Source organism: Megasphaera hominis (assembly GCF_014269395.1).
GTDB lineage: Bacteria > Bacillota > Negativicutes > Veillonellales > Megasphaeraceae > Megasphaera > Megasphaera hominis.
The window spans coordinates 1-532 of record NZ_JACOGK010000083.1; the positions used below are offsets into that span (position 1 = coordinate 1).

Consider the following 532-nt stretch of genomic DNA (forward strand, 5'->3'; position numbering starts at 1 on the left):
CCGTACGCCCTTACTTACTTGACTTTCGTCATGATTATTCTAAGGTTCGTTAAGTCTCTTTTTTAAAAAAGAGGTATTTCTTTCTTTTCTATGCAGTTGTCAAGGTACAAATCCAAAAAGAAAAATTGGTGGAGATGAGGAGAATCGAACTCCTGACCCCCTGCTTGCAAGGCAGGTGCTCTCCCAGCTGAGCTACACCCCCACTGGTAAGGTCTTCCTCTGACGAGAAAAACAGTGGTGGGCCTAGGTGGACTTGAACCACCGACCTCACGCTTATCAGGCGTGCGCTCTAACCAGCTGAGCTATAGGCCCACGGAATGCTTTTTCTTTTTTGTTTTGAGAGGATGGCCTCTCAAAACCGAACAATGTAAATATGCTGCCATGTGCCGACCTAAAGTGACTGATTCCGTGCACTGCACGAATCGTATGTCTCCCTAGAAAGGAGGTGATCCAGCCGCACCTTCCGATACGGCTACCTTGTTACGACTTCACCCCAATCATCGCCCCCACCTTCGACGGCTGGTTCCTTGCG

At 48.7% G+C, this 532-nt stretch carries 2 tRNA genes and 1 rRNA gene; all 3 read right to left on the bottom strand.

The features are described from left to right. Positions 1–126 precede the first annotated feature (126 nt). Positions 127–202: transfer RNA gene (locus tag H8J70_RS12410), tRNA-Ala, on the bottom strand. Between the two features lie 33 nt (positions 203–235). Continuing rightward, positions 236–312, bottom strand: a tRNA-Ile gene (locus H8J70_RS12415). Positions 313–438: 126 nt separating this feature from the next. Next, a 16S ribosomal RNA gene (locus tag H8J70_RS12420) occupies positions 439–532 on the bottom strand; the annotation flags it as partial.